The organism is Microbacterium sp. B19 (assembly GCF_000333395.1).
Lineage (GTDB): Bacteria > Actinomycetota > Actinomycetes > Actinomycetales > Microbacteriaceae > Microbacterium.
Genome location: NZ_BADA01000522.1, coordinates 1 through 7,603, shown reverse-complemented (window position 1 = coordinate 7,603; position 7,603 = coordinate 1). Strand labels below are relative to the sequence as shown.

General features: G+C 70.6%; 7 protein-coding genes, 1 tRNA gene and 2 pseudogenes. 6 read left to right on the top strand and 4 right to left on the bottom strand.

Annotated elements, in window-relative coordinates; translation table 11 throughout:
• Positions 1-312 (bottom strand): aconitase family protein (locus I5G_RS23410; protein WP_036329226.1); only part of this gene is annotated, 312 nt, incomplete at its 3' end.
• A gap of 232 nt (positions 313-544) precedes the next feature.
• On the opposite strand from I5G_RS23410, the pseudogene I5G_RS26940 reads away from it, so the two are divergent.
• From I5G_RS26940 to I5G_RS17930, 3 genes and pseudogenes are all read left to right on the top strand, one after another.
• A pseudogene (locus tag I5G_RS26940) lies at positions 545-1,054 on the top strand (PLP-dependent transferase); the annotation flags it as partial.
• Positions 1,055-1,151: 97 nt separating this feature from the next.
• The gene (locus tag I5G_RS26935) at positions 1,152-1,886 is read left to right on the top strand and encodes a PLP-dependent transferase (RefSeq protein WP_306305796.1); all 735 of its coding nucleotides are present in this window, start codon (positions 1,152-1,154) and stop codon (positions 1,884-1,886) included.
• Positions 1,883-3,196, top strand: a complete 1,314-nt coding sequence (locus tag I5G_RS17930; RefSeq protein ID WP_022880293.1) for an LLM class flavin-dependent oxidoreductase — start codon at positions 1,883-1,885, stop codon at positions 3,194-3,196. The genes I5G_RS26935 and I5G_RS17930 overlap by 4 nt, the downstream gene beginning before the upstream one ends.
• A 213-nt stretch (positions 3,197-3,409) precedes the next feature.
• Here I5G_RS17930 and I5G_RS17925 read toward each other — a convergent pair whose 3' ends face one another.
• Complete coding sequence (locus I5G_RS17925; RefSeq protein WP_022880292.1) at positions 3,410-4,399, bottom strand: TerC family protein; 990 nt, start codon at positions 4,397-4,399, stop codon at positions 3,410-3,412.
• Between the two features lie 153 nt (positions 4,400-4,552).
• Here I5G_RS17925 and I5G_RS17920 point away from each other — a divergent pair, with 153 nt between their 5' ends.
• Together I5G_RS17920 and I5G_RS17915 are read left to right on the top strand one after the other, a co-directional pair.
• Entirely contained in the window at positions 4,553-5,107 is a 555-nt protein-coding gene (locus tag I5G_RS17920) for an RNA polymerase sigma factor (RefSeq protein WP_022880291.1), read from the top strand.
• Positions 5,104-6,186: a DUF4349 domain-containing protein gene (locus I5G_RS17915; protein ID WP_026096064.1), complete on the top strand. Its 1,083-nt coding sequence runs from the start codon at positions 5,104-5,106 to the stop codon at positions 6,184-6,186. The genes I5G_RS17920 and I5G_RS17915 overlap by 4 nt, the downstream gene beginning before the upstream one ends.
• Positions 6,187-6,294: 108 nt before the next feature.
• On the opposite strand, the gene I5G_RS17910 is transcribed toward I5G_RS17915, so the two are convergent.
• Positions 6,295-6,370, bottom strand: a tRNA-Glu gene (locus I5G_RS17910).
• 216 nt (positions 6,371-6,586) lie between these two features.
• Here I5G_RS17910 and I5G_RS17905 point away from each other — a divergent pair.
• Positions 6,587-7,225 carry an MBL fold metallo-hydrolase gene (locus I5G_RS17905; protein WP_022880289.1) on the top strand — a complete coding sequence of 213 codons (639 nt, stop codon included), beginning with the start codon at positions 6,587-6,589 and terminating at the stop codon, positions 7,223-7,225.
• Positions 7,226-7,443: 218 nt separating this feature from the next.
• Here the strand turns inward: I5G_RS17905 and I5G_RS23400 are convergent.
• A pseudogene (locus I5G_RS23400) lies at positions 7,444-7,603 on the bottom strand (HPr family phosphocarrier protein); the annotation flags it as partial.

Here is a 7,603-nt window from a genome sequence, read left to right as displayed (position 1 = left end):
GGCGTTGCGGCGCAGCGCCTCGATCTGGGTGCGGCTGGTGAGGTCGGCGATCGGCTTGTCGATGTCGAGCGTCGGGGTGTTGTGGTCCTCCGTCGCGATCGTCAGGTCCAGGCGTCGGACCGGACGGCCCTCGGCGCGCAGACCGTCGAACGCCTGCGGGCTCGTGACCTCGTGCACCAGGTGGAGGTCGATGTAGATGAGATCGGGCTGACCGTCCTCGCCCTTCACGACCAGGTGGTCGTCCCAGACCTTCTCGGCCAGGGTCCGGGGGCGATCGGGAATGTGGATGCCGTCGATCGATGTCGTGCTCATGAGACTTGCGTTTCTCCTCGGATGGGATGTGAGGCCCGCGACGAACTCCGCGACGAGAAAGGCCTAGAACAAGGTCTCGTCGCGGCCGCTAAGGAGGAGGCCGGCGATCCGCACCTCGCCACGATACCACCGGGCCGCGGGCCCCTCTCCGCGTAACACGGCGCCGCACATTTCGTCGGCGGGCGGGAGCGCGTGCGAGCCTGTGGCGACGCCGCTGGAAGGAGAGTGCCGCATGAGCGCGCAGGAAGACACCGGGTTCTCGACCCGTCAGGTGCACGTGGGGGCGTCCGCCGCGCCCGCCTCGCCGCGCGCGACGCCGATCTACCTGACGGCCGGTTTCACCTTCTCCGACCTCGACGAGTCGGCGGCGCACTTCGCCACCGGCAGCGGCTTCGGCTACACCCGCACCGGCAACCCGACGGTGCAGGCCGTCGAGGAGCGCATCGCGTCGCTCGAGGGCGGCGACCAGGCGATCCTCGTCTCGAGCGGTCAGGCGGCGGTCACCGTCGCTCTCCTCGGACTCCTGGATGCCGGTGACCACATCGTCGTGTCCGAGCACATCTACGAGGGCACGCGCGGTCTCCTCCTCGACAACTTCTCGCGGCTCGGCATCCAGGCGACCTTCGTCGACACCTCGGACCTCGCCGCGTGGCGCGCCGCGATCACGCCGCGGACCAAGGCGCTCTTCGCGGAGACGCTCTCCAATGCGCGCAACGACGTGCTCGACGTCGCCGCCGTCGCGGCGATCGGTGCCGAGCGCGGCGTTCCGCTCGTCGTCGACAGCACGTTCACGACCCCCCTACCTCCTCCGACCGATCGAGCACGGCGCGGCGATCGTCGTGCACTCCGCGAGCAAGTTCCTCGCCGGGCAGGGCGCCGTGCTCGGCGGCGTCATCGTCGACGACGGACGCTTCGACGCGGTGGCATCCGGTCACCTCTTCCCCCACCTCGTGCAGACCGACCGCCTCGGCGGGGCGAGCTACGCCGAGAAGTACGGCCGTCGCGCCCGCGGGCAGTACCTGCGGGAGAGCGTCGCGCCGCGCTTCGGGCCGTCGCCGTCGCCGCTGAACGCCTTCCTCATCGGTCAAGGCGTCGAGACGCTGAGCCTGCGGGTCGAGCGGCAGTCCGCGAACGCGCTCGTGGTCGCGCGGTGGCTCGAGACCCGGCCCGAGGTGGAGCGCGTCGACTACGTCGGCCTGCCCTCGCACCCCCACCACGAGCTCGGTCGCCGGTACCTCACGCGTGGCAGCGGCTCGGTGTTCACCGTGACCCTCCGCGGCGGGCTCGAGGCCGCGCGGCACCTCGTGCAGTCGGTGCGCCTCATCACGCACATGACGCACCTCGGCGACGTGCGGACCCTCGTGCTGCACCCGCAGAGCACGAGCCACTCCGCCCGGACCGTGGCCGAGCGCGAGCGCGCCGGGGTGTTCCCCGGCACGATCCGCCTCTCCATCGGCATCGAGGACGTCGACGACCTCATCGCCGACCTCGCGCAGGCCCTCGACGGCACGGCATCCGTCCCCCTCGACGAGTTCGTGGAGGCCGTCGACGTGCGCGAGGTCGTGAACGCGTGAGCCGGCTGCAGCACTTCGGCTGGTTCCTCGCTCGCGGCTTCGGCCCGCACGGGTGGGGGCACCCGTACCTCCGGTGGAACCACCGGTGGACGGAGCCGGGGTTGTACCAGGACTCCGCCCGCACGCTCGAGCAGGCGGGCTTCGACCTCCTGATCATCGAGGACGCACCGTCGCTCGGCAGCGCCGAGACGATCGACCTGCGGGTGCGGCACGCGTTCGGCGGCCCCAAGCACGACCCGCTGCTGCTGGCTCCGTACCTTTTCGCCGCGACGCAGCACCTCGGCGTCGTGCCCACCGTGAACCCCGCCGCGTATCTGCCGTACACGGCCGCGCGCCAGTTCGCGACGCTCCAGCACCTCAGCGGCCACCGCCTCGGCCTCAACATCGTGACCGACACCGGCAGCGCGCGGCACTTCTCCACCGGTCCGCAGCTCGGCCACGACGCCGCATACGACCGCGCCGAGGAGTGGGTCGACGGGCTGCGCGAGCTGTGGCGGAGCTGGGGCGACGGCGCGCTCGTCGAGGACGAGGAGACCGGCGTCTACGCCGACGGCACCCGCCTGGCCGCGACGCCGCACCGCGGCGAGTACTTCGGCTTCGACGGTCCGCTCAACGCCGTGCCCTTCACCGACGGTGAGCCCGCGATCGTCTCCCCCGGCGGCTCGGGCCGCGGCCTCGCGTTCGCCGGGCGCAACTCCGACGTGCAGCTGGCCCTCGCGCCGCTCGACGAGCAGAGCATCCGCGCCTACCGGGCGCGCATCCACGCCGCCGCCGAGGCCGCCGGACGCGCGCCGAGCGACGTGAAGATCCTGTTCGCCGTCCAGCCCGTGCTCGTGGCGTCGTCGGAGGAAGCCGACCGCCTGGTCGCGGCATCCACGGATCCAGACGACGCGGCCCTGCTGGCGATCGCCCGCAAGCAGTCGAGCGACCTCGAGACCGACCTCACCGGCCTCGACCTCGACGCGCCGCTGGACCGCGGGATCTTCGGCGAGCACGTGTCGGAAGGCAGCATCCGTCGCCTGGTAGGGAAGCACGAGCCCGACGCTCCCCTGCGCGCGATCCTCGCCGCGCACGCGCGGCTCGGTCGCCTGAACGACGGCTCGGGCTTCGTCGGCACGGCGGAGGAGTTCGCCGACCGCATCGAGGAACTCGGCGACTGGGGCAACGACGGCGTCCTGCTGTGGGGCGACCTGCACCCGGTCACGGTGCACCGGCTGCTGGACGACCTCGTGCCCATCCTCCGCCGCCGTGGCATCCTGCGCGAGGAGTACGTCGACGGCGGACTCGGCGCGAACCTCCGCGCGTTCTGAGCCGCGCAGCGCGCTCACGCCTGCGCGTCGCGGCGCCGTGTCGTGTCGTGTCGCGTCATGTCCCACTTCGCGCAGGAATCACCGCCGAAACCCGCACATAGTGGGACACGCCGCAGCGATAGCGCGCGCCGCGCGACGTCGTGTCCCACTTCGTGCAGAAACCACCGCCGAAACCCGCACATCCTGGGACACACGACGGCAGCGCCGCGGCGGTCAGTCCTTCGCGTCGGCTTTCTTCGGGATCGTCAGGCTCGCGATCGTCGCGACCGCCATCGACACCACGATCACGGCGAGCGAGATCCACGTCGAGATCTCCGGGGCCCACTCGATCGGCTCGCCTCCGTTGAGGAACGACAGCTCGTTCACGTGCAGCGCGTGCAGGATCAGCTTCACGCCGATGAACGCGAGGATGAACGCGATGCCGTAGTGCAGGAAGCGGAGGCGCTCGAGCAGGTCGCCGAGCAGGAAGTAGAGCTGGCGCAGCCCCATGAGGGCGAAGAGGTTCGCCGTGAACACGATGAACGGGCTCTCGGTGATCCCGAAGATCGCCGGGATCGAGTCGATCGCGAACAGCAGATCGGTCACGCCGATCGCCGCGAACACGATGATCATGGGCGTGAAGACGCGCTTGCCCTCGACCCGGGTGAGGAGCTTCTGGCCGTCGTAGGAGTCGGTGATCGGCAGGACCCGCCGCAGCATCCGGACGATCAGGTTCTCGCGCTGCGTATCGTCCTCGTGATCGCCGCCCGGGAAGGCCTGGCGGATCGCGGTGTAGATGAGGAACGCGCCGAAGACGTAGAAGATGGGGCTGAAGTTCTCGATGATCGTCGCGCCGACGAGGATGAACACCGCGCGGAGGACGAGCGAGATGATGATGCCGACCATCAGCACCTGCTGCTGGTAGCGCCGCGGCACCGAGAACTGGCTCATGATCAGCACGAAGACGAACAGGTTGTCGATCGAGAGGCTGTACTCGGTGAGCCATCCGGCCACGAACTGCCCGGCCACCTCTCCCCCGGCCACGACCACGAGGATCCCGGCGAACGCCAGGGCCAGCACGACGTAGAACACGACCCACAGCGCCGATTCCCTCGGCGAGGGGATGTGCGGGCGCGCGAGGATGATCAGGAGATCCGCGGCGAGGATCAGCACGAGCACCGCGAGGGCGACCGTCTGGAACACCGGGTCCAGCTGGAGCTCCATGACGAGCCTTTCGTTCGGGGAAACGCTGAAGTCTATCGACCGCCCCGGGCGGCTCGGCATCCCCTCCGGAATCGGGTATGAGACGATCCCGCGCGAGCGGACACCTCTCAATGAGAGAGTGCTCGCACGGGTGCGGACGAGGGAACGGATGCCATGACCGACGACGTCATCGACGACAGGGCGCTCGTCGCGCGCGCCGCCGGCGGGTCGGACGCCGCGTTCCGATCGCTGTACCGCGCGTACGTGCGGCCGGTGTACTGGATCGCGTTCGGACTCGTCCACGACGAGAGCGACGCGGAGGATGTCGTGCAGGAGACGTTCGTCGTCGCCTGGCGGAAGATCCCCAAGCTGCGGCTGGAGGGGGTGTCCCTGCTCCCCTGGCTCGCGACGGTCTGCCGCCTGCAGGCGCAGAACCGCTTGCGGTCTCGTCGCCGGCACGGCGAGAACGCCGAGCTCGACGAGCGGATCCCCGCGCTGGTCGACGTCGAGAAGCAGGTCGTCGAAGCCGAGACGGTGACGGCGATCCTCGCCGCCGTCGAGGGTCTCGGCGACCTCGACCGGGAGATCTTCCGGCTCTGCGCGGCCGAGGGCTACGGCTATCAAGCCGCGGCCGAGTCGCTCGGCGTGTCGCACGGCACCGTCCGCAACCGCCTCTCCCGCATCCGTTCCCGGGTGCGCGCCACCGCGATGGAGACGGAGACCCCATGACCACCCCCAGCCTTCCCCCGGTTCGCGCCGATCGCGTGGATGCCATGGAGTCGGTCGTGTTCGCCCGGATCGCGGACGAGCGCGAGACACGGCGTCGGCGCCGCCGCAACGCCTGGACGGGCGTCGGTGCCGCAGCCGCGGTGCTCGTCGTCGCGGCGGTCGTCGGACCGGCACTCACCACCTCGGGCGGGACGTCGGGATCGTCCGTGTCGGCCGTCGGCGGTGCCGTGGATCCCGGTATGGGCTCCGAAGCCGGCACGCGCGACATGAGCGCGCCACTCGCCCCCCAGGGGGCCGCGGATGGATCGGCCGGCGGGGCGGCGGATTCCTCGGCTGCGTCGGGTTCTGCTTCGTCCGCGACGAGCGGCACCCGCGACATCGTCGCCACCGGGTCGAGCACCGTGGAGGTCGACGACGTACGCGCGGCGATCACGCAGATTTCGGATGCCGCGACCTCCGCCGGCGGATACGTCGAGTCGTCGCAGGTCGGCGGTGGATACGGCGTGGTCCCGCTCGACGGCAAGGTCGTGCAGCCGGAGTCGGCCTCGTCCGGCTGGATCACCGTGCGGGTTCCGGCCGCCTCCCTGCAGGCCGTGATGGACGGCCTGTCCGCCGTCGGCGATGTCACCGCGACCAGCGTGAACCGTTCGGACGTCACCGAGCAGACGGTCGATCTCCGGGCCCGGGTCGCCGCCGGCGAGGCATCCGTCGCTCGTCTGACCCAGCTCATGTCGCAGGCTTCGTCGGTCGCCGACCTCATCGCGGCCGAGTCCGCGCTCGCGGATCGCCAGGCGCAACTGGACTCCGACCGTTCGGTGCTGACGTCGATCGAGTCGCAGGTGGCGATGTCGTCGCTGAACGTGCAGCTGAACGTGCGCTCGCAGAGCGTGGCCGCCGACCCCGCCGGATTCGGCGACGGCCTGGTCGCCGGGTGGAACGGGCTCATCGCGACACTCAACGGGGTCGTGATCGGCCTCGGTTTCCTGCTCCCCTGGATCGCCGTGGCGGCCGTGGCCGTGCTGATCGTCTGGGGTGTCCGTCGCATCGTGCGGAAGCGTCGGGGGTCGCACGAAGCGTAGGACGACGGCGGCCCCGACTCCGCGGAGGGTCGGGGCCCAACCCGCACGGGCAAGCGCCACCCGGACACGAAGAAAGCCCCGACCATTCGGTCGAGGCTTTCTTCGTGTTGGTGACCCCAGCGGGATTCGAACCCGCGTTACCGCCGTGAGAGGGCGGCGTACTAGGCCGCTATACGATGGGGCCGCGTCGCAACCGTTCAAGTATGCACTACGGATGCCGCGCACGACAAATCGGGCCGCGAATGACTCGCAGCCCGGGCGTGTCCGGCCCACCGTACCGCGCGCGCCGCCCGGAGGGAAGAGGAACGCGTCACTCGACCCGCGACGTTCACCTGTGGCATCCCGATGACTCGTCGTCCAGCGGTTGCAGGGTCCCCCGGCGCGGAGTTGACTCGAGCGCATGCAGGTCACCAAACGCGAACACGCCTCCCTCGTTCTCACAGAGGCCGGACACACCCTCGTCATCGACCCCGGCGTCTTCACCTCCCCGCTCGAGGAGCTCACCGGACTGGTCGGTGTCGTCATCACGCACGAGCACCCCGACCACTGGACGCCCGAGCACCTCACGCGGCTCCAGAAGGCGCACCCGGGTGTGCCGATCTACGGTCCCGAGGGCGTGCAGAAGGCGGCCGCGGGGTTCGACGTCACCGCGGTGCACCCCGGTGACACGCTCGACCTCGGACCGTTCCACCTGGAGTTCTTCGGCGGCAAGCACGCCGAGATCCACTCGTCGATCCCGATCGTCGACAACGTCGGCGTCCTGGTGAACGACGCGTTCTTCTACCCCGGCGACTCATACACCGTCCCGAAGGGGGCGCACGTCGCGCTCCTCGCGGCCCCGGTCGGTGCGCCGTGGCTGAAGATCTCCGAAGCGATCGACTACGTGTTGGCCGTCAAGCCCGCGCGCGTGTTCGCGACGCACGACATGACGCTCTCCGTCGCCGGGAAGCAGATGGGCGACGCCCGTCTCACGTGGGCCGTCGAGCAGAACGGCGGCGCGTTCGTCGACCTCGGCCCCGGGGATTCCACCGAGGTCTGAACCGGGCCCCGGGCCGGGCTCCGGAGGAATCGCGACTCAGCCTCCGGCCACGGCCGGAGTCCGGGCCCTCCTCGCCCGTTTCTCCGGAGCCCGGCACGCGCACCGCACCGCGCGTAGACAGAACACCGGATGCCACGGCCCCTGGGGCTCGTGGCATCCGGTGTTCTGTGTCCCCCGTCCTCCGCGAGAAACGCGAGGGGGGACGGGGCGCAGAGCGCTTACTGCGCGTCGAGGTCGGTCTCGAGGAGCGCGACGAGCTCGTCGAGCGCCTGCTCGGCGCCCTCGCCCTCGGCCTTGAGCGTCACGACGGTGCCGTGACCGGCGCCGAGCCCCTGAGCGAGAGGATGCTGGCGGCGTTGAGGCCTGGCCGCCCGCGGC